Origin of the sequence: Sediminicola luteus, from assembly GCF_040566555.1 — a bacterium.
In the GTDB taxonomy this organism is placed as follows: Bacteria; Bacteroidota; Bacteroidia; order Flavobacteriales; family Flavobacteriaceae; genus Sediminicola.
In genome coordinates this window covers 460448-479801 of the sequence record NZ_JBEWYP010000002.1, presented here as the reverse complement: position 1 = coordinate 479801, position 19354 = coordinate 460448, and the positions used below count along the sequence as shown (strand labels likewise).

The 19354-nt window shown below is 40.4% G+C and carries 19 protein-coding genes; 7 read left to right on the top strand and 12 right to left on the bottom strand.

Translation table 11 applies throughout. The features are described from left to right. Window positions 1-3 precede the first annotated feature (3 nt). The gene (locus ABXZ32_RS05785; protein WP_354617722.1) at window positions 4-852 is read left to right on the top strand and encodes an N-acetylmuramoyl-L-alanine amidase-like domain-containing protein; all 849 of its coding nucleotides are present in this window, start codon (window positions 4-6) and stop codon (window positions 850-852) included. Between the two features lie 237 nt (window positions 853-1089). Here ABXZ32_RS05785 and ABXZ32_RS05780 read toward each other — a convergent pair whose 3' ends face one another. The 12 genes from ABXZ32_RS05780 to ABXZ32_RS05725 all read right to left on the bottom strand — a co-directional run bounded on the left by ABXZ32_RS05780 (window position 1090) and on the right by ABXZ32_RS05725 (window position 13811). Then, window positions 1090-1494 (bottom strand): hypothetical protein, encoded by a 405-nt coding sequence (locus ABXZ32_RS05780; protein WP_354617721.1) that lies wholly within the window; start codon window positions 1492-1494, stop codon window positions 1090-1092. A 32-nt stretch (window positions 1495-1526) separates the two neighbouring features. Beyond that, window positions 1527-2648 (bottom strand): chromate efflux transporter, encoded by a 1122-nt coding sequence (gene chrA, locus ABXZ32_RS05775; RefSeq protein ID WP_354617720.1) that lies wholly within the window; start codon window positions 2646-2648, stop codon window positions 1527-1529. A 31-nt stretch (window positions 2649-2679) separates the two neighbouring features. Then, window positions 2680-4116 (bottom strand): pyridoxal phosphate-dependent decarboxylase family protein, encoded by a 1437-nt coding sequence (locus ABXZ32_RS05770; RefSeq protein ID WP_354617719.1) that lies wholly within the window; start codon window positions 4114-4116, stop codon window positions 2680-2682. Between the two features lie 307 nt (window positions 4117-4423). Continuing rightward, on the bottom strand, window positions 4424-5026 hold the full coding sequence (locus tag ABXZ32_RS05765) for a short chain dehydrogenase (protein ID WP_354617718.1): 603 nt from the start codon (window positions 5024-5026) through the stop codon (window positions 4424-4426). 61 nt (window positions 5027-5087) lie between these two features. Beyond that, window positions 5088-6245, bottom strand: a complete 1158-nt coding sequence (gene solA, locus ABXZ32_RS05760) for an N-methyl-L-tryptophan oxidase (RefSeq protein WP_354617717.1) — start codon at window positions 6243-6245, stop codon at window positions 5088-5090. A 22-nt stretch (window positions 6246-6267) separates the two neighbouring features. Continuing rightward, entirely contained in the window at window positions 6268-7308 is a 1041-nt protein-coding gene (locus ABXZ32_RS05755) for a zinc-dependent alcohol dehydrogenase family protein (RefSeq protein WP_354617716.1), read from the bottom strand. 141 nt (window positions 7309-7449) lie between these two features. Continuing rightward, window positions 7450-8064 (bottom strand): MarC family protein, encoded by a 615-nt coding sequence (locus ABXZ32_RS05750; protein ID WP_354617715.1) that lies wholly within the window; start codon window positions 8062-8064, stop codon window positions 7450-7452. 179 nt (window positions 8065-8243) lie between these two features. Further along, window positions 8244-9434 (bottom strand): transglutaminase domain-containing protein, encoded by a 1191-nt coding sequence (locus ABXZ32_RS05745; RefSeq protein WP_354617714.1) that lies wholly within the window; start codon window positions 9432-9434, stop codon window positions 8244-8246. Window positions 9435-9592: 158 nt separating this feature from the next. Beyond that, the gene (locus ABXZ32_RS05740; protein ID WP_354617713.1) at window positions 9593-10309 is read right to left on the bottom strand and encodes a hypothetical protein; all 717 of its coding nucleotides are present in this window, start codon (window positions 10307-10309) and stop codon (window positions 9593-9595) included. Between the two features lie 191 nt (window positions 10310-10500). Then, the gene (locus tag ABXZ32_RS05735) at window positions 10501-11928 is read right to left on the bottom strand and encodes a DUF4932 domain-containing protein (protein WP_354617712.1); all 1428 of its coding nucleotides are present in this window, start codon (window positions 11926-11928) and stop codon (window positions 10501-10503) included. 159 nt (window positions 11929-12087) lie between these two features. Then, on the bottom strand, window positions 12088-12531 hold the full coding sequence (locus ABXZ32_RS05730) for a hypothetical protein (RefSeq protein ID WP_354617711.1): 444 nt from the start codon (window positions 12529-12531) through the stop codon (window positions 12088-12090). Window positions 12532-12920: 389 nt separating this feature from the next. After that, window positions 12921-13811, bottom strand: a complete 891-nt coding sequence (locus ABXZ32_RS05725; RefSeq protein WP_354617710.1) for a helix-turn-helix domain-containing protein — start codon at window positions 13809-13811, stop codon at window positions 12921-12923. A gap of 204 nt (window positions 13812-14015) precedes the next feature. Here ABXZ32_RS05725 and hemA point away from each other — a divergent pair, with 204 nt between their 5' ends. Genes hemA through hemF form a run of 6 tightly spaced genes read left to right on the top strand, consistent with a single transcriptional unit; the run spans window position 14016 to window position 19348 of the window. After that, window positions 14016-15272 carry a glutamyl-tRNA reductase gene (gene hemA, locus ABXZ32_RS05720; RefSeq protein ID WP_354617709.1) on the top strand — a complete coding sequence of 419 codons (1257 nt, stop codon included), beginning with the start codon at window positions 14016-14018 and terminating at the stop codon, window positions 15270-15272. Then, window positions 15269-16183, top strand: a complete 915-nt coding sequence (hemC, locus tag ABXZ32_RS05715) for a hydroxymethylbilane synthase (RefSeq protein WP_354617708.1) — start codon at window positions 15269-15271, stop codon at window positions 16181-16183. Before hemA ends, hemC begins: the two co-directional genes overlap by 4 nt. Window positions 16184-16221: 38 nt before the next feature. Beyond that, entirely contained in the window at window positions 16222-16908 is a 687-nt protein-coding gene (locus ABXZ32_RS05710) for a uroporphyrinogen-III synthase (RefSeq protein WP_354617707.1), read from the top strand. Window positions 16909-16925: 17 nt separating this feature from the next. Continuing rightward, a complete protein-coding gene (gene hemE / locus ABXZ32_RS05705; protein ID WP_354617706.1) occupies window positions 16926-17954 on the top strand; it encodes a uroporphyrinogen decarboxylase in 1029 nt (342 codons plus the stop codon). Between the two features lie 26 nt (window positions 17955-17980). Then, window positions 17981-18442 carry a DUF6973 domain-containing protein gene (locus tag ABXZ32_RS05700; protein ID WP_354617705.1) on the top strand — a complete coding sequence of 154 codons (462 nt, stop codon included), beginning with the start codon at window positions 17981-17983 and terminating at the stop codon, window positions 18440-18442. A 3-nt stretch (window positions 18443-18445) separates the two neighbouring features. Then, window positions 18446-19348, top strand: coding sequence for an oxygen-dependent coproporphyrinogen oxidase (gene hemF / locus ABXZ32_RS05695; RefSeq protein ID WP_354617704.1), 903 nt, complete (start codon window positions 18446-18448; stop codon window positions 19346-19348). The last annotated feature ends 6 nt before the right edge of the window (window positions 19349-19354 follow it).

Below are 19354 nucleotides of genomic sequence, written 5' to 3'. Positions count from 1 at the left end.
CGTATGATGAAACCCTTATCGATATTTTTATTCCTTGCGCTTTTGGCCCAACCAATCCTTGCCCAAGAAATTGTATGTTCCCAAATAGACAAGGCTGCTTTTGAGAAAAAGGTTACGGAAATTCAAAAACTAAAGCGGCAGGACAACTATGGGGAGAATCTAATTGCTGTGGGCAAGACCTTCTTTGGCGTGCCCTATGTTGCCAAAACGTTGGAAATTGGGACAACAGAATCCCTAGTGGTCAACCTGCAGGGATTGGACTGTACCACCTATGTGGAAAATGTAATGGCCTTTGGTTCTATGTTGCGAAACCATAAAACCGATTTTACGGCCTACACCAACGCCTTGGAACACATCCGATATGAAAATGGCAAATTGGATGGATACGCATCCCGACTCCATTATTTCTCCCAATGGATAAAAGATAATGAAAAGAAAGGCCTGGTAAAGGATATAACCGCAGATATAGGCGGAATAGCCATTGATAAAGAAATCAATTTTATGGGGACCCATAGGGACCTATATCCCTTTTTAAAGAACGATCAAAATTTTGAAAAGATCAGGCAAACCGAAAAGCACCTCAACGGACAAGAGCTCTGCATCCTGGTACAGGACCAGATTGCCGCCAATGAGCACCTCATCCAATCCGGGGATATCATTGCCTTGACCACCTCCATTAAGGGATTGGATATTACCCATACCGGTTTTGCTACTAGGGAAGCTGATGGGCGCATCCATTTATTGCACGCCTCTACTGGATCTATGCAGGTAGAGGTCTCAGAATTACCATTGGTAGATTATCTTAAGAAGATTAAAAGTAATACCGGAATTATGGTAGCCAGACCCCTTTAAAAAGGAAGAACTCTCTAGCTTTTAGCTACAAATAAGAAATTATAGCAGCCTTTAAATCACGATTTTTACAAACCACTCGGTTTGTTGGTGGTGGATTTTTTGCCCAGCAAGCCCTAAAAGAGGCATTTCAGCGATACTCTTTACTTTTATATCCCGTGCCCTGGCCTTCCATCTCAACTTGTTGGGACCTGAAAACCAACCTAACGGTCGGTTTAGCTGATATTGCCTCATTTACAACTACTGTCCCTTTTTCGTAAAGATTTCCTGCAGTTTTTTCTGATCTTCAGGAAACACTTCGTGCAAATCGATCTCAGTTTTGGAACCGTCAATTAAAGTGACGAACAATACATTGTTCTTAAGGGCCACATTCCCAATTTGATTAAAGCGTAGTGTTTTTCCAAAGCGCGTTTTGATCCTATAGACAACCCCTTTCTTGTTCCATTCCACATAATTTTTATACCAGAACATCTTGCTAAAATGAAGGCCAAAAAATAAGTATCCTATGACAGTAGAAGTGGAGGTCCAAAGGCTTCCCTGCCCCAGATAATCTTTATAAAACCCGATCAGGATAAGGACTAGCCCAATCAATAAAAGTATAATGGATTGAAACCGATTCAACTTATTAAAATGTATATGCTTCATTTTATCTTGATCTTTTTATTAATGATTAATTCCTATAACAGGGTGAGCGCATAGCCCAGGGCTGCCCCTCCTAAAACTATAAAGGCACTATTTAATTTTTTAAACACAAAGACCAGTACCAAACTGGCCAAGGCTATTATCACGGTACGCCAATCCGTCAAGGTTTCCCTTCCCATAACAATACACACCGCCATAATTACTGCTACGGCAGCCACATTCACCGCATCCAAAAAAGCCCCCATTATTTTTGATGCCCGCATTTTAGGGATCAACGGGTTTAATATGGCCACAAAGATGAAGGAAGGCAAAAAGATCCCTAATGTTGCCGCTAGGGCACCCCATAATCCATTCATTTGCCATCCAATAAAGGTGGCAGTTGAAAGTACCGGACCAGGAGTAAACTGTCCTACCGCCACTGCATCTATTAGCGCTTGGCGGGTTAGCCATCCATGGGTTACCAATTCCGCATCCAAAAAGGCAAATAACACATAACCACTGCCATATAAAATGGCCCCTATTTTTAAGAAGGTCAGGAAGATATGCCAAGTTTCCATTTTTCCGATGTAAGCGCCCTGCCAAAACAATAGTGGGAAAATACTATAGAGGGTTTCTCCTGGTCTTTTTAAAAAATAAAGAATCAATCCCATCGCCCCACAACCAAAAAGCGCCAGGATCTCATTTACCCCCAACAAACAGGCAACGAGCGTAGCCACACCCAAAATCCACAGTTCGGTTGTTTTAAAAGCTTTTTTTCCAAGACGATAGGCTGCCATCACAATTATGGCGATAACTGCTGGTTTTATTCCGTAGATAAAGGGTTCCACTTCTGGTAATTGACCATATTTCTGATACAGCCAAGCAAAAATGCCCGTTATGAACACTGCCGGAAGAATAAAACACAATCCAGCTACCAACAAGCCTTTCCAACCTGCACGTTCGTACCCACAATGCATGGTCATCTCGGTGGAGTTGGGTCCAGGGATAATGTTGGTAGCCCCCATCACATCCAGAAAATGTTGATGGGTCATCCATCCCCTTTTTTTGACCACCTCATCTTCCATCATGGCGATATGGGCCGCAGGTCCTCCAAAGGAAATACTCCCTAACTTAAAAAATAGACTTGCAATCTCTTTCAGACGTTGTTCTTTGGCCATTGGTTATCCCTCTTATATTGCTTTGATGTGGCTACTCTATTTTCCCGTTCCTTGTTATTTCTTCAGCTACTTTCTGTATGGTTTCCCAAGCCTTTTCTACATGGGACTTAGCCACATTGGTCTGCCCAATGGACATGCGAAGGGTATATTTTCCATCGATCTTGGTATGTGTTAAATAGAGTTCGCCCGTGGCATTTAATCTTTGCAACAATTGCTCATTGATGGTATTGAGTTCTTCTTGGTCTTCTACTCCGGCTGGCATATATCTAAAACAGATCAGGTTCATGCTACGGGGTACCACCATTTCAAATGTAGGCTTCTTTTTTAGCTCGGCTTCCAACCATTTTGCTAATTCTATATGCAACCGCAGCATTTTTTGTAGCCCTTCAAGCCCGTAATGTCGCATCACAAACCATAATTTCAAAGACCTGAAACGCCTTCCCAGAGGAATACCCCAATCGCAATAATTGTTCACTAGTTCGTCTGAAGCTGTTTTCAAATATTCCGGTAAGATAGAAAAGGTATTCAGGAGCCCCTTCTTGTCCTTTACAAAATAGGCCGTACAATCAAAATTTGTAAAGAGCCATTTGTGAGGATTAAAAACAAAACTATCTGCTTTTTCAATCCCTTTCATCAGGCTCTGGTATTCTGGGAGTAAAAAGGCCGCTCCGGCATAAGCTGCATCCACATGCAACCAGATATTGTGCTTTTCAGCAAGCATTCCTATTTCTTCCAAGGGATCCATGGCCATGGTACCCGTTGTCCCAAGGGCCACAACAATACAAAGGGGTTGGTAGCCCTGCTTAATATCACTTTCTATTTGTTGCTGTAGAAGATCGGTACGCATTTCCAAATGTTCGTTGGTGGGGATCTTGATCACATTACTTTTCCCTACTCCGGCTATTTTAGCTCCCTTTTCTATGGAGGAATGGGTCTGGTCCGAGCAGTACACCCGTAATTTGGTATACCCCTCAAATCCCTCCTCATTGATCTGATACTTGGAAAGTCTCTCTCTGGCTGTAAGGATTGCAGATAATGTGGCCATGGAGGCCGAATCTTGGATCACCCCTGCCCATTGCTTGGGTATCCCTATACCGTCACCCAACCATTCCATCATCCTCTCCTCCAATTCTGTAGCTGCAGGGGAAGTTTCCCATTTCATCCCCTGAATTCCCAAGGTTGCGGTCAACATTTCTGCCAAGATGGAAGGCGGACTCGTATTGGCCTGGAAGTAAGCGAAAAAGTTGGGGTTCTGCCAGTGTGTTATTCCCGGTATTATGATCTCTTTGAAATCATTAAAAATAGGGTCCATGTTCTGCCCCTGCTTTGGGATATCCGAACTTATCTGATCATAGATGGTTCTTGGTGCTACCTGTGATTTTACGGGATAGTCTTCCACTTGCTCCATATAATCTGCCATCCAATCTACCATGAGATGGGCTTGCTTTCGAAATTCATTGGAATCCATTGTCAACTTTTAAGCCATTAATATTAGTACTGGAACGGCAATTCAAATTTGTAATAATCAGGCTAAAATAGGAACAAAAAAGAACAATATAAAGTCCATATCACCTTAGAGAACGACCAACAAAATCCGCGAAATAATACGAACGACATATTCGACAGAATAGCTTCCTATTTTCCGTAATTAACATCAAAAAGGCTAAAAATTGATGAAATTGGATTGATTTTGGGCATAGTATGCATCAATAACCTAATTATGATAACCAACAAGCATCATAAATCATGAGATATGGCTTTTATATTTTAGCTCCCTAACCGTAAATTCTAATTACTTCCCCATTCCCCATACCCTTCACACTGCGCACGTAGCCTTTGACCACCTTGTTCATGGGTATCGGATTGTGACCCGGGAAATAATCCTTGTATTTTTCATAGGCATCTTCCACCATTCCGGATGACACCACATTTACCCGCACCCCATTTTCAATTTCCAAGGCAGCTGCCTGTACGAAACTGTGGATACCACCATTGACCATGGCCGCGCTTGTCGTTTTTACTACGGGATCATCGGCCAGGATTCCTGAGGTGAGGGTAATGGAACCTTTTGGATTCACATAATGCTGCCCTATACGCACCAGATTTACCTGTCCCATTAGCTTGCTCTTGAGCCCTATATAGTAATCCTCTTCGGATAAATCACTAAAATTTGCCCATTTGGCCTCTCCAGCGATGCATATCACAGCGTCAACCTTCCCAGTTTTCTCGAACATTTTTTTAATGGAAGTGCTATTGGCGATATCAACGGTTACATTGCCGCTACTACGCCCTGCAATCAATACTTCGTGTTCTTTATCAAAATGGGAGGCAACCTTGTTTCCAATGGTTCCATTCCCTCCTATGATCAATATTTTCATATTACTTTTGTTTTAGTGTTACTATCAATATCCTATCAACTTAATCATTTTTCTATCCTATTTACTTCAAAAACCGATCGGAAGACAAGAAGGCAATAGGGTTGTCGGTTTTTCCCTCCAAACTCAGATCCGCTAAAATTTCCCCTACCAGTGGAGCAAGCTTAAACCCGTGCCCACTAAACCCACAGGCCACACTTACATTCTTGAAGTCCTTATGTTTTTCCAAAATGAAATTGCCGTCTTCGGTATAGGTGTATATACAGCTTTTGATGGACAGGACCGATTTATACCCTTTGGGAATAAAATCGCGCATAAATTCTTTGATCAATTTGGATTCTTTTTCCTGATCAAAACTGTGCAGGGTATATGGATCAATAACCTCTCCTGGAAAATGATACCCGATCTTTATACCCATTTTTCCAGAGCCATCTCCAGTTGATAATAATGGAAATCCATAAAATAATCCAGGTAAATCTGGCGTCGTATACAAAAAACAAGGGAATTTATCGCTAGAAAAAAGTGCGGGTTCCTTTGGTTCGAACCAACAAGTTATTTGCCGTCGTGGTACCAATTGATTTTTTTTAAAAGGCAAAAGGTTGTTGGTAAAGCCTCCAGCTGTGAATATTATTTTGTCAGCCGTATATGTAGTGTTTTTTGTTTTGACCGTTATGATATTATCTCCTTCGTACCAATTTTCTACCCATTGATTTTCCAAAATAGTAGCTCCCCTATCCACTGCTAATTTACAGTACAGGGCAATGATCTGTTCTGGGATCACATACCCCGCATCCGGCTCAAATAGATGTTCGTAATTTTCCAGCAGTTTAAAGTTTGGAAATTGTTTTGAACACTCTTTTTCTCCCAGTCTTTTTATAGTGATATCGAATTTCTGAGCCGATAATTTCACCCCTTCCAATACGTCGTTCTGTTTGGGCCCCGTATAGAATAAACCTGTTTTATGAAACAGCTTTTGATCCGTTATTTTTTCCAATTCTTCCCATAAGGTATACGCCTTATCCAAGAGAGGGACATAATCTGGATTCTCAAAATAGGCTTTTCGAACCATTCTACTTTGTCCTGCATGTGAACCATTGTCGTGTACAATTGTATACTGTTCCAAACCGAGTACTTTTGCTCCTCTCTTTGCCAAATTATAGCAGGTTGGAGCTCCCATGGAGCCAACACCTACTACTATCACATCAAAATGCTGCTTAGACATAAAACCAAGTTATAAAACCTTCTTAAAACGAATTGATCACCATGACCCCTTTATGTTCAAATTTGTTCATATGAGGTAGAGCAATGGTGGCTTCCTGAAGCGTAATGGTACTTTCAATGAGTTTTTCGGGATGTAATTTTCCGTTCTTGATCATGTCCAACATCTCAGGATATTTAAAAGCCTGCATGCCGTGACTCCCTATAATTTCCAGTTCATTGGCCAGGACTTTGTCCATAGGCACTTTTGGATGCCGATGGTCCCCGGTCATCAATCCCACCTGTATGTGCTTTCCTCTTTTTCTTAGGTTGGCAATGGAGTTAAAACAGGTGATCTGGCTACCTAATGCATCCAGGGAGACATGTGCCCCACCCTTGGTCATGGCTTTAATTTGTTCTACAACATCTTCATTTTGGGAGGCATTCACTGTAGCAATGGCCCCCATTTCCATGGCGAATTCCAACGTCCTGTCATTGATATCCACAGCTATTACCTGCGCCCCAAGGGCATTGGCGATCATAATGGCGGAAAGGCCAACCCCACCACAGCCATGGACAACCACATACTGCCCTCCAGTAACCTTGCCTTGCTCCACAACAGCCCTAAAGGAAGTAATAAACCTACAACCAAGGGTTGCGGCGGTGATGTCATTGATCTCCTCGGGAATTTTCACAAGATTTATATCCGCATAGTCCAAGGCTACATATTCGGCAAAGGAGCCCCAGTGCGTAAATCCGGGTTGGGATTGATGGTCGCAAACCTGATGGTTCCCAGAAATACACTGGCCACAGGTGCCACACCCGCAAACAAAGGGAACAGTAACCCTATCACCCACCTTAAAATGTAATACTTCTTTACCAACAGCCGCAATAGTTCCTGCCAGTTCGTGACCAGGAACATGTGGCAAAATAATATCAGTGTCGTGCCCCATCCACCCATGCCAGTCGCTTCGGCATAAACCCGTAGCTTTTACCTGGATCACTACCCCATGATTTTTAGGGTTGGGATCTGAAACATTTTGTATGGTTATAGGGCCTTGGAACTTTTCAAAAACGGCTGCTCTCATAGTACACAGATTAGTACAAGAAATATACGGACTTATTCACAAATAAGTACCCTTGTCCAATTTCACCTTGGGCAACGTTTTATTGACGTTCTATGTTATTATTAAGACGTACTCTTAAGAAAGGACCTGGTTTTGAAAAGATTATTCCAATACTACAAAAAAGCCTTTTAAACCAGACAAGATACTTTGAACGGCATAGGATGCCAAGATCAATCCCATGATTTTACTGACCACCGTTATTCCGTATTCCCCCACTCTTTCTTTTACTTTGTTCGCGGCAAGAAGTAACAAACAGGTAAGAAGAATAACTACAAACACTAAAATGGTGGTTACAATTTGTTGCTCTATGGAATACACATGGTTATCGGTCATCAGGACTACCGCCATAATGGCTCCAGGGGAGGCAATGGAAGGGATAGCCACTGGAAAAATGGTCACGTGCTTATAATCTGTGATCAGATGTTTTTCAGTCTCTGGTTTTCCATCACCAAAGATCATGGTTAGGGCGAAGAGAAATAAAATTACCCCTCCGGAAATTTGAAAGGCATCCAAGGAGACCTCCATTCCTTCCAGTACGAGTTGTCCGAGAACGATAAAAATCAATAACACCACAAAGGCTACAGCCGAACCTTTCACGGCAATACGTTTCCGATGTTTTAAATCGAATTGCTTGGTCGCTTCCAAATAAACGGGCACTGAACCCAAGGGATCTATAACGGCAATTAGAAAAAGTATGGTGGTTAGGATTTCATTCATAGGGACAATTACTTCTAGTTTTTAAAAGTAAATATTTAAGTGTTTTGCAGGGTAGTATTGAAGGATAATTTTCATGAAGAGGCCCACATTTACCAAAAAGCAGCCAATTTGTCCATTTTTTAGCAAGAATATGGCGTAATCATGGAAATCATGAAAGTAACATCGTAGTTGTTCCCTGCTTACAGTCTTTTTTGATAATACTCCCAGTTCTTAGTAATTGAAGCTTCCAATTTTAAATTCGATTCCTTTAGCTGGGCAATATAGGCAAGGAGATTTTTTTTGTTTGTTTTCGCATTCTGGAGATGTTCCTTATTGCTCCCCAAATACTCCAAACTCCCTAGCTGGGATTCGGCTACTCTTAAAAAAGCCTTCCCTTTGGTGAGGTGATCACTGGCATTACTGAGGTTTGTTTTTAGCTCCCCATCTGTTCCTTGGGACTCACCTTGTTTTTTATTGATCATCTTAAAAAATGCATTGTGGTATGATACCGCTGAATTGATTTCATCCACAGCCAGTTTAAGTTCCCCATTGATGGCATTGAAACGGGACACCCAATGATTATAACGGTAATATTCAATCAAATTCTCCATTTGGGAGATTTCCTCTCGAATATGAACGTTGGTCACCCCGGCCTTTTGAATCCTTGCAATGCTTTTTTCAATTCTTGAAATGGAATCCAATGCGGTCATTCTAGCAATGGAATCCCGAAAGGCAAAATTGCCCCTTTGCCCCAGTCTTGAAAAATCTTTGGAGACATAGGCTGTATGGGTAATGGGATTGTTCAGAAACTGCCAAATGGGATCAAAGGGCATATGGGCTTTTAAAAATTCTTTTGGTTCCACCAGAAAGAAGTCGCCCTGGAACTCGTGCACATAGCCGCCTTTGTTAAAATATCCGGCATCCCAAGTAGCGTCTATCAAGTAGTATTTGTTGTTTACGACTACGCCATTCCAGGCATGGTTCAAAGGATCAATTTTAGCACCGTCAGTCTGTCTGGTATACCCGGGAATCACATAGGAGGTGATCCCAATTGCACTACACATACTGGTAAAGAGTTGGGCATAATGTTCACAAACCCCTTTTCTGTTTTTCAGGGCCTCCTCCGCAATATTCGTCTCCTCGGTATAGGTGATGGGAGTACTTATTTGGGCCATATCATATTTGATATTATGGGTGATCCAAATATATATGGCCCTTACCTTTTCGTCTTCCTTTTTTAGATCCTTGGTAAGATAAAGCGCAATTTCATCTGCGGTATTTAACTCCTTGGGCACTTTTTGGGAAGCGCTGTCTATGCTCTCAATACCAGTTTGCCCAAAAAGTTGGACTACTGATAAAAAGAGGGGTAAGAAGGAAAGGGCTTTGGTCATTACGGAAATGGCTTAGTTCTATATGGAGTAATGATTTATCAATTTTCTTGCCAAGGTGCAGTAAATGTATAAGATTTAGCGACTTTTTAAATATACACTTGCCTTTCGTTTTGTCCGAAAGTCCGCATTATTCTCAGGTAGTGTTGCACACAGGCTTTTTATACGGTGTTATTTACTATCAAATATTTTTTGTCCGTGTAGTTACTAAAAAGGCATACTATTTTTTTACCATTGTCCAAATATGATTTTTCCTCGTATTTGCCAGAAATTTGTGCATCTACCATTTGTTCATTATTGGTCTCCTCAAGTTTAACTTCAAAAAGCGTAATTGAATTTCCATTTTTGAGCATAGCCCTTATTGAATTTTTCCAAACATTTTTATCGTATAAAGATCCAGAAGCAAATTGGTCAATCAAAGTGTCCTTTTCATATTGGTTATATTCAAGAAAAATGAATTTAATTTCATGAAAACTTAAGATTTTCTTTCCAAAAGCTTTCTTTATTTCAATTTGTTTCTTTGCCTTACTTAAATGCAAAATCACATTGTTTTTAAATGAAACATCAATCGACATTTCATTTATGCTGAGCCGTTTGTCCAAAAAATTCAATTTACTCGGTAAATCTACATTGGCTGGAATATCTTCAAGTTGTGCCTGCTGAAGTAATTTCTTTCTTAAAACGGCTTTTTGGACATGCTTAATTAAATCATAGCAGTAATACACAAGTGCAGCCATAAGAACCAAATAAGGAAAACTAAGTTTCTTAAAAATAGTATCAAATGTGATACCCGCGTAATAAACACCAAAAACAAAGAGAACGACTAATGGTAGAAAGCGAAATAGAAGTCGATTAATTATTATTCTGGTAATGTTCATTGAGCTTTTGTAACAGGGTTATGCTATGAGTCCGTTGTTGAAATTTTTAGTCGAGCTTTGGATTCATTCCGGATAAAATGTACCATAACTTTGAAATTTTAGTATATAAGCTCCTTTGTTGTCCTTACTTGTGACAGGTTGTAGAAAGAGTCAACTTTTCATTTATGTTAGAGCCGAGACCTTTCCTCCGTTTACTTGATACTTTTCATCGCATTTAAAATATCATCATACATATCATATAGCGTCCGACTAGAATTCTTCATTTGATTTTGCAGTTTTTCATTGAATACCTTAAACTTAGAAAAACCTCTTCTTTCCATTAGGGATATTCGTTTATCAATTATTGTTTTTGCAATGTCCTTAGAATAATTCTCCAAGATATAATGACAAAATACCGCATGGGTCATATATTCATTAAATATGGCATACTCACTTTTATAATTTTGTTGTGCATCCTTTGTTGCCCATAAATCCTTGTTGTGAATTAATGATTTGATTTTTTGAACATATTCATCACTTGTTGGATTAACATAGTTGTGATCAATTTCAGTAAATACAATTCCAGACATAAGACCTTCTTTAATTTTTTCTGAGTAGTCAGGGTTTGAATCAATATTTTCAGTAGCGTTGATGAACATAACACATTCCTGAAATTCTGGGTCACGGAAAAATCCTTTTTGAAATTTTTGAGTGCTATGTGAACCCTCTATTAATGGAGAGAAAATGATTTTATAAGAATCCATTCTTTGTGGGAATTCTTGCTCAAGCCACTTCCACATACGATGGATAGGCATTAGTTCTGCTTCCCTTTCTTTTAATCTTTCATAGTACTCCAGATTGTTGTTATAGAAACCCCTAAAATTTGATTGATCAGCAAAATCCTGAATAAGGTAAAGCATGTTTCTAAATTGACCACCCATGATTTCCGAATTGTCCCAATAAACTTGTTTATATGGTGTATCGTAGGTCAAATATTCTTCTACAAATTTAAAGACCACGCTGTTTTCTCGAAAGCCGTAATAGGTATCCCAATAATCCGATTTGGAACATTGCTGGTTCAATATTTGGATTAGCTTATGGTTTTTAAAGGCTGAAAAATGTTCTGCTAGATTTTTAACGTAAGCCGTCTTTTCGGGATAATTATTCGTTTTTTTCGAACATTCGCTCAAATAGAGAATTATGTTTGCGAGCTCAAAGGCCTCTGGAATTTCAAAGCTTGCTTTTCCCTTGTTATTTACAATATAGTTATCGTCAAAATTGGAGGTGCTTGCTTGGAACCTTAGAATGCAAAGTGTCGTGTCCGTTGAAGATATTAAAGGAATTTTTATTAGTTGTTCAAATGGGTAGTTTACATGGGGTGTTTTAATAGTATCCAAATCGGTCCAAATCTCAAAATAAACTCCTTTGTAGCCATTGGTCCCCCAGTTTATAGTCTCGTCTTTAGATATCCCTAACCTTAATTCTTTGTCCCATTTTGGACTATGTATATATACAGAATCATTACTACTCCTTAATGTATCTGGATACATCATTTGTGGTTCCAGGTTTTGAGCCACTACTGCCGAGGTTAACAAGCTTGAGAATACAAAAGAGTAAATAAGTGATTTAATGCCTTTCATAATATATATATCGAACAATTGAAGGTAACGGTTATTATAAGAATAATTACGGGGTTACGAGCGAGTATTTTCCGCAGGAGAATCAAGCGTAGAAAACTTGAGACGAATTTTATTTAAGCCCAAAATTGAGCGATTAATTCTAAATATTTTTGTGGGTAGTTAATCTTTGTCTAATTCCAAATAGTACAGTTTTGCTGCTTCTTGGATTTCGTCATCCAAATTATCGTCAAGTGCATAAGAATATAATACCCATTTGTCATTTGGCTTATAAAATTTAAAAATAAATCTGAGAGGCTGTCGGTCATATTTTATTAGATACGAATATAACTCAAAGCTTTCAGCAAACTTTTTCTTAGTAATGATTTCATAGCCATAATATTCACCCATATAACTTTCAGTAAAACCATTCACAGTGCCAATAATTTTATCAATATCATCTTTTATTCTTTCTGTCCATTTATTTGTCCCATATAATTCCTTCACAGCTTTTCCAGCATCTTTTTCATAAGTAGCAAAAAATGTGTCAATTAAATTCTGTGGGCCGGATTGTGCAAATAAGGTTCCTGATGTTGAAATCAATAGTACGATTAATAGATTTTTCATAGTCTTTATGTTTTTTATGGGTTCCGATTATTACCTACAAAGTCTGTATAAAGGGAACAGCAATGCCATCCTATCAAGTGACAATATAGAAAATAATACGATAGTACGCTTCACGAAAACCAGAAAAGAAACCTAAATTTTTGAGTTGAAAAAATAAAACGATCAAATAGTGGGAGAAATACAAGAAACCGCCTAATAATGGCCAAAAAGTATCAAAAAGTCAATTATAGTAGCAATTGAGGTATTGATAAAGAGAATATGATTACCGTGAAGCATCAATAAAAACCAATAACTATGTCAAGTTGCTCATGGAAAAAGGAGAAAGACACCAGGAAAAGACAAATTTTATACACACTTTCCAAATCCCAAACCCAAAAGACGCCAGTGCCCTAGCCGTTGGCCAGTGACATCAGGTATTTTTTGGGCGTAGTGCCGTACTTTTTCTTAAAGGCAGCGATAAAATGGCTGGCAGTACTGTACCCCACTTTGAGTCCCACTTCATTGACATTGTGCATGCCAGATTCGAGCATCTTGCGGGAGTACTCCATCTTATAATCAAACAAAAAACTATAGACGCTGTCCCCATAGATCTGCTTGAAACCTTCCTTCAGCTTTTTAAGGCTGAGCCCTATTTCTTCCGAGAGTTCGGCAAGAGATGGGGGTTCAGCCATCCGGGCTATGATAATTTCCTTGGCCTTGCGGATTCGTTTTATATTGTCCTCATCCACTAAAAACGGACATTGCTCCACATCGGCATCCTCACTACGGTTAAAGTATAGTGCAATAAGCTCGTAGATCTTTCCTTTGATATATAACTCCTTTATGGAAGGGTGCAAATGGTAGTTCATGACCTGGCTGAGGATAACGGCAATCGCCGGGGTAACACCTTCCTGGGTGTAGTATTTTTTATCCTTGTTCTCCGCACTGAGGAAAGGGATATAATTGGCCTCTTTGGAAAAAAGGGAATGAAATTTCCGAATGGTCATCACCACGGACACCAACCAGGAATTAGGGTTGAGCTCCAGGTTCAAGGGGAGGTCCATCTGGGTATTGTACAACAACAGGGAGTTTTCTTCGGATACGTCCAGAGCGTAACGCCCATCATTGAAAATAAATTTGGCACCCCCTTTCAAGCAGAAATGAAACTGAATAAAAGAGCTATCAATTTGGCGGGTCACCTTTTGAATATGAGGGGCATCATTCTGAATTTTAAGCACATAAAACCCATCTTCAATAAAAACCTCCTCGAAAGAACCTTCAGCGATATTTTTTGTTTCCATAAACCTTTTTCTATGTGAGCAATCTATTTAGAAACGTTCTAAATTATTTTTTTTAGAATCCCCCTAACCCTAACAAAAATAGTACATATGGGTGAATTTGGCCTAAAAATGACGTTAAAAAACTTGAATCGTTACTTATTGTTCCTACAGCGTTACTTTTATAGGTTTTATGAATTTATTTTTGTGGTCGATTGAAAGGATTGTATGAAGAATTACCATATTTCCAAACATAACTCTTTTTATACCATAGGCCTTAACTACAAAAAGGCGGACGCCGAGGTACGTGGGAAGTTCAGTTTGGAAGAGGACGCCATGGAGAATTTGTTGAGGCAGGCCAAGGACCAGGACATTGATGGTCTTTTGGTGACGTCTACTTGTAACCGTACGGAACTGCACGGTTTTGCCCAGCACCCTTTTCAATTGATCAAATTACTTTGCGATAATACCAATGGCACCGTGGAAGAGTTCCAGGAAGTTGCCTATGTATATAAGAACAATGATGCTATCAGCCATTTGTTCCGTGTGGGCACGGGCTTGGATAGTCAGATCTTGGGCGATTTTGAGATTATCAGTCAGTTAAAACAAAGCTTTAACCGCTCCAAGCGTCTCGAGATTGCAAATCCGTTTTTGGAACGTTTGTGTAATTCGGTCATTCAGGCCAGTAAGCGCATCAAAAACGAAACAGAGATTTCTTCAGGGGCCACTTCCGTTGCCTTTGCTTCGGTACAGTATATCATGAACAATGTGGCCAATGTTTCCGATAAGAACATTTTACTTTTCGGAACGGGAAAAATTGGACGTAATACTTGCGAAAACCTAATAAAACACACTAAGAATACACATATAACCCTTATCAACCGCACCAAGAACAAGGCCGAAAAAATTGCCGGCAAGTTTAATCTGTTGGTAAAGGATTATGGGGATCTGCAGACAGAGATCCGCAATACGGATGTATTGGTCGTAGCCACGGGCGCACAATCGCCCACAATTTCCAAGGAATTGATCTACACCAAAAAACCGTTGTTGATCTTGGACCTTTCCATTCCCAAGAATGTCTCTGACGATGTTGCTGCCCTGGACAATGTTACCGTAGTACATTTGGATGACCTATCACAAATGACCGATAAGACCTTGGCACGAAGAAAGCAGTTTATCCCACAGGCAGAAATCATTATTGATGAAACAAAGGATGATTTCATCAAATGGTTGGAGACCAGAAAATTTGCTCCGGTCATCAAGGCCTTGAAAAAGAAATTAAAAACAATGAAGGAGGAAGAGCTGGATTTCCAGAGCAAAAAACTCTCCGATTATAATTCCATTCAGGCCGAGATCATATCTGACCGAATCATACAAAAGATTACCACCCGTTTTGCCAACCACTTAAAAGGGGACGATACCGATGCGGATATCAGCCTAGATCTGATCCAAAAGGTATTTCAATTAGAAATAGAGTCCAAATGAGTAAAGTAATACGCATTGGAACGCGCGATAGTGAATTGGCACTATGGCAGGCAAATACTGTTAAGGACAAACTTACCGCTTTAGGGTACGAATCCGTACTCTTACCCGTAAAATCACAAGGGGATATCCTTTTGGACAAACCCTTATATGAATTGGGAATCACCGGCATATTTACAAAGACGTTGGATATTGCCATGATCAATGGCACTATAGATATTGCGGTTCACTCGATGAAAGATGTGCCTACCGCCCTCCCAAAGGGCATAGTACAGGCAGCAGTTTTGGAACGCGCCCGAACTGAGGATATTTTGGTGCACAAGGGGCTCGACTTTTTAGAGACCACAGGAACAATTGCCACAGGGAGCTTAAGACGTAAAGCCCAATGGTTAAATAAATACCCATCCCATAACGTAGTTGACCTAAGGGGCAATGTGAACACCCGTTTACAAAAGCTAAAGGACAATTCCTGGAACGGCGCCATTTTTGCCGCAGCAGGACTGGAGCGCATCAACCTATTGCCAGAACATTTTTTGAAATTGGATTGGATGGTCCCAGCCCCCGCACAGGGAGCCATGGTAGTTGCTGCCATGGAAAAAGACTCTTTCTGCAGAGAGGCATTGGGCAAACTCAACCACGCCCAAACAGAAATCTGTACCACTGTGGAAAGGGAGTTTTTAAAAACACTCGAAGGTGGCTGTACGGCACCCATTGGAGCCTTGGCGACCATTATGGATGATGTACTACACTTTAAAGGAGTCCTGTTTTCTTTGGATGGGTCTCAAAAATTAGAGATAGAAAAAAGTATTCCCCTGGCTCTGGTAGCTGATTTTGGTAAATTCTGTGCCGAAGATATATTACAAAATGGAGGAGCCCAACTGATGGCTACCATAAAGAAAGAAATGACAAACTAACTGATTCCTTCCCTAGGAAGCTGCAAGTTGAACGTACTATGAAGACAATACTTTCCACAAAAATCCTGTCCCTTGCACAAAAGGAACGTCTGCTGAACGCAGGGATTGCCGTGGTCTCGTACGATGCCATTAACATAGAGTTCGCTGAATTCTCCATGGACAACAGTTTCCAAAATCTAATTTTCACCAGTCAGAATGCGGTTGCAGCCTTTCTACAAAACATTAGCAAGGAGAAAAATGTGGACATCGATTCTTTCAGTTGCTTTTGTGTAGGTGAAAAAACAGCGTCTCTTTTGGAAGAAAATGGGCTAAAAGTGCTTGAAAAAGCCAATTATGGCGCAGAACTGGCCGAAATACTTGTAAAAACGTACAAAAACGATTCTTTTTTATTTTTCTGTGGCAATCTTAGACGCGATGAACTGCCCGATCGCTTACGCGAGAACAACATCCCTTGTAAAGAGATCACGGCCTATGCCACCAGACTAAATCCCAAGAAATTTGACCGCCATTTTGATGGGGTATTATTTTTTAGCCCGTCTGGAGTAGAAAGTTACTTAACGGCAAATACCATAGGAAACAGTACAGCTTTTTGCATAGGCACCACAACGGCTGCAGCTGTAGAAGCATTGACAGACACTATCGTCATAGCAAATAAACCAACCATAGAAAATGTGTTGGTACAGGTAATAAAAACTTTTAATAATAGGCCCTTGGAGAGCGCTTAGGGTTACAACATTTATATATGAGCATAAAAAACGACTTATTCTTAAGAGCTTTAAAAGGAGAAACAGTAGAAAGACCTCCGGTTTGGATGATGCGCCAAGCTGGACGCTACTTGCCAGAATTTATGGCCCTAAAAGATAAATATGATTTCTTCACTCGTTGTGAAACTCCAGAATTGGCCTCTGAAATTACGGTACAGCCCATACGCAGGTATGGTATGGATGCCGCCATTCTCTTTTCGGATATTTTGGTAATCCCTCAAGCAATGAATATTGATGTGGAGATGAAGCCCAATTTTGGACCTTATTTACCAAATCCCATTCGCTCCCAAAAGGATTTGGATCGCGTGATCGTGCCAGACATCCAAGATTCCTTGGGTTACGTTATGGAAGCCATAAAAATGACCAAAGAAAAACTGAACGATGATATTCCATTGATCGGTTTTGCGGGATCTCCATGGACCATACTTTGTTATTGCGTACAGGGACAGGGGAGCAAAAATTTTGACAAGGCCAAAGAACTTTGTTTCACCCAGCCGGTTGTTGCCCATGCCCTTTTGCAAAAAATAACGGATACTACCATTGCCTATTTAAAGGCAAAAGTGGCTGCAGGAGTTAATGCGGTGCAGGTATTCGATTCTTGGGGAGGTATGTTGTCACCAACCGACTACCAGGAATTTTCTTGGCAATACATACAGCAGATCATTGATGCCCTAAAGGATGAAATTCCGGTCATCGCCTTTGGAAAAGGATGTTGGTTCGCTTTAAAGGAAATGTCCACTTCAGGCGCATCGGCATTAGGTGTAGACTGGACCTGTTCCCCACAAAACGCACGCTATTTGAGTGGTGGGAAAATAACTTTGCAAGGGAATTTTGATCCTTCCAGGTTATTATCTCCTCCATCGGAAATCAAAAAGATGGTGACGCAAATGATCAATGAGTTTGGGAAGGACAGATATATTGCCAACCTGGGCCATGGAATATTACCCAACATACCTTTGGAAAATGCCAAGGCCTTTGTTGATGCTGTAAAGGAATATAAGGTGTAATGAATATATGGGGGATTTTAAAACTTGTGAAACCCAGGGATGTTTGGAGCCTTTTCAAACTGCTTCTTCGTTTTCCATTGTTTGCATACCCCACCATTAAAGCCACGTTTAAGTGTATACGTCTTTCCAACAAATATTTCGGGAAAAGACACCATACCAATAATGCGGCAAATGCCTTTAGACATGCACTTTGGAACTATTTAATAGTTGTAGAATGCAGGAAATGGACCAGGGAAGAACATAAAGCCATTCACTGGGCGGAATTGATCACCGACTGGCATGAGGAATTTTCGCCAAATAAGGATCTGGCCAGGGCCATGGACCTTCACAATAATCAAGTGGGAAGGAATCTGTTCAAAGCTCATAAGGATACGACAACAGAAAAAGGAATCGCCCTGTTAAAGGATATGGTTCCATATTCAAAAAAGATAAGCGACATAGAGGATTTGAGTAATTATACCGATCGTCTTGTTCATTTAAAAGATTAAATAATGAAGGATAAATTTTACGCCTATATACTTCAGCTTCAGGATACCATTTCTTCAAAACTGGCAGAAGTAGATGGTCTGGCGTCTTTTAAGGAGGATATCTGGGAGCGTCCCGAAGGTGGTGGCGGTCGCACCCGCGTCATAGAAAACGGCAATGTTTTTGAAAAAGGCGGAGTTAATATTTCAGGGGTGCACGGAGAACTTCCCAAGAGTATGCAAGACTATTTTGGTGTGAAAGATGCCAATTTTTTTGCCTGTGGCCTGAGTTTGGTCCTTCACCCTAAGAATCCGATGGTACCCACAGTTCACGCAAATTGGCGGTATTTTGAAATGTATGACCAGGAAGGGAATATCGTTGACCAATGGTTTGGAGGAGGACAGGATCTTACCCCCTATTATTTGTTTGATGAGGATGCAACACATTTCCATGCCATATGCAAAAGGGCCTGTGATGCCCACAACCCCACCTTCCATGAGACCTATAAGAAAAAGTGCGATGACTATTTCTGGAATACGCATAGAGGTGAGGCCAGAGGGGTAGGCGGACTCTTTTTTGATTATTGCAAGGCTACAGCCGACATGAATATGGAAGACTGGTACAACTTTGTGACAGAGGTGGGAAATAGCTTTCTGGAGGCTTATGTACCGATTGTTATAAAAAGAAAGGACCTTCCATTTACTAAAGAACAAAGGGATTGGCAGGAGATACGTCGCGGTCGCTATGTGGAATTTAATTTGGTACATGACAAGGGCACTTTATTTGGCTTAAAGACGAATGGTCGCATCGAAAGCATTTTGATGAGCCTTCCGCCACATGTGCAATGGGTGTATGACCACCACCCGGAAAAAGGTAGTGAAGAAGAACGTTTACTAGAAGTTTTAATATCACCCAAAAATTGGGTTTAATCACTG

Coding starts and splice junctions, on each gene's coding strand:
- ABXZ32_RS05785 (WP_354617722.1), top strand. CDS start 4: ATGATGAAACCCTTATCGATATTTTTATTCCTTGCGCTTTTGGCCCAA.
- ABXZ32_RS05780 (WP_354617721.1), bottom strand. CDS start 1,494: ATGAAGCATATACATTTTAATAAGTTGAATCGGTTTCAATCCATTATA.
- chrA (WP_354617720.1), bottom strand. CDS start 2,648: ATGGCCAAAGAACAACGTCTGAAAGAGATTGCAAGTCTATTTTTTAAG.
- ABXZ32_RS05770 (WP_354617719.1), bottom strand. CDS start 4,116: ATGGATTCCAATGAATTTCGAAAGCAAGCCCATCTCATGGTAGATTGG.
- ABXZ32_RS05765 (WP_354617718.1), bottom strand. CDS start 5,026: ATGAAAATATTGATCATAGGAGGGAATGGAACCATTGGAAACAAGGTT.
- solA (WP_354617717.1), bottom strand. CDS start 6,245: ATGTCTAAGCAGCATTTTGATGTGATAGTAGTAGGTGTTGGCTCCATG.
- ABXZ32_RS05755 (WP_354617716.1), bottom strand. CDS start 7,308: ATGAGAGCAGCCGTTTTTGAAAAGTTCCAAGGCCCTATAACCATACAA.
- ABXZ32_RS05750 (WP_354617715.1), bottom strand. CDS start 8,064: ATGAATGAAATCCTAACCACCATACTTTTTCTAATTGCCGTTATAGAT.
- ABXZ32_RS05745 (WP_354617714.1), bottom strand. CDS start 9,434: ATGACCAAAGCCCTTTCCTTCTTACCCCTCTTTTTATCAGTAGTCCAA.
- ABXZ32_RS05740 (WP_354617713.1), bottom strand. CDS start 10,309: ATGAACATTACCAGAATAATAATTAATCGACTTCTATTTCGCTTTCTA.
- ABXZ32_RS05735 (WP_354617712.1), bottom strand. CDS start 11,928: ATGAAAGGCATTAAATCACTTATTTACTCTTTTGTATTCTCAAGCTTG.
- ABXZ32_RS05730 (WP_354617711.1), bottom strand. CDS start 12,531: ATGAAAAATCTATTAATCGTACTATTGATTTCAACATCAGGAACCTTA.
- ABXZ32_RS05725 (WP_354617710.1), bottom strand. CDS start 13,811: ATGGAAACAAAAAATATCGCTGAAGGTTCTTTCGAGGAGGTTTTTATT.
- hemA (WP_354617709.1), top strand. CDS start 14,016: ATGAAGAATTACCATATTTCCAAACATAACTCTTTTTATACCATAGGC.
- hemC (WP_354617708.1), top strand. CDS start 15,269: ATGAGTAAAGTAATACGCATTGGAACGCGCGATAGTGAATTGGCACTA.
- ABXZ32_RS05710 (WP_354617707.1), top strand. CDS start 16,222: ATGAAGACAATACTTTCCACAAAAATCCTGTCCCTTGCACAAAAGGAA.
- hemE (WP_354617706.1), top strand. CDS start 16,926: ATGAGCATAAAAAACGACTTATTCTTAAGAGCTTTAAAAGGAGAAACA.
- hemF (WP_354617704.1), top strand. CDS start 18,446: ATGAAGGATAAATTTTACGCCTATATACTTCAGCTTCAGGATACCATT.